At 69.4% G+C, this 1,228-nt stretch carries 1 protein-coding gene; it reads left to right on the plus strand.

Going from position 1 to position 1,228, the window contains the following annotated elements:
- On the plus strand, positions 1–1,228 hold a 1,228-nt coding region (locus tag ASG87_RS08890), incomplete at both ends, for an amino acid adenylation domain-containing protein (protein ID WP_157510978.1).

The raw sequence follows: 1,228 nt of genomic DNA on the forward strand, positions 1-1,228 counted from the left end.
ATGCGTTCAACCGGAGCGAGCAAGAGGGACTGCGGGAGGGCGACCTGGTATCGGTGTGGCGCTCGCAGGTGGAGGCGACGCCGGATGCGTTGGCCGTGGCGTGGGGCGGGGAAGAGTGGACGTATGCGGAACTGGACCGGCACTCGGATGCGGTGGCGGCGTACCTGCAGGCGCAAGGGGTCGGCCCGGAAGACCGGGTGGGTCTGGGCATGCGCCGGGACGCGTGGCTGCTGGCGGCGCTGCTGGGGGTATTGAAGGCCGGTGCGTGCTATGTGCCGCTGGATCCGGGCTATCCGGAATCGCGACTGCGTGCGATGGTCGAGGATGCGCGGCCCAAGCGGGTGCTGTGCGACGAGGTTCCGGTGGCGGCATTGGCTGCGGCGCCGGGGTTGAGCCTGCGTCCGCACTGGCAGGGAGGCGGGGGTCGGCCGTTGGCGGTGCCGATCCGGCCGGAGCAACTGGCGTACGTGATCTTCACGTCGGGCTCGACGGGTCGACCGAAGGTGGTGGGGATCAGTCACGGCAATGCCGTGAACCGGCTGGGCTGGGCGGTGCGGATGTATTCCCGCGAGGAAGTCGCACGCGTGCTGGCGGGCACGTCCTTGAACTTCGATCTTTCGGTCTACGAGTTGTGGTCGGCCTGGTCGCAGGGCGGGGCGGTACTGTGGGTGGACAACGTGCTGTCGCTGTCCGAGCAGGCCGAGCTGCGTCCGAGCCTGATCAACTCGGTGCCCTCGGCGGTGAAGGAGCTGGTGCACGGCGGTTTCATTCCCGACAGCGTGCGCACGATCAACGTGGCGGGCGAGCCATTGCCGGCATCGCTGGTCAATGCCCTGTTCGAGCGGACCGGGGTCCGGCGGGTGGCGAACCTGTATGGCCCGTCGGAGGACACGACCTATTCGACGGGGGTGGACTTCCATGGTCCGGTGGAGCGGGAGCCGAGCATCGGCCGGCCCTTGGACCGGGGCCGGGCGTATGTGCTGGATGCGCAGATGCAGCCGTTGCCGGTGGGGGTGAGCGGGGAGCTGTACCTGGGCGGGCCGAGCGTGGCTCGCGGTTACCTGGGCGATCCGGGGATGACGGGAGGGAAGTTCGTGCCCGATCCGTACGGGCCGGCGGGGTCGCGCCTGTATCGCACCGGCGACCGGGCGCGTCGTCGCGCCGATGGGGAGCTGGAGTTCCTGGGGCGGCTCGACCATCAGGTCAAGCTGCGTGGTTTCCGCATCGA

This window comes from Frateuria sp. Soil773, from assembly GCF_001428405.1.
Lineage (GTDB): Bacteria > Pseudomonadota > Gammaproteobacteria > Xanthomonadales > Rhodanobacteraceae > LMSL01.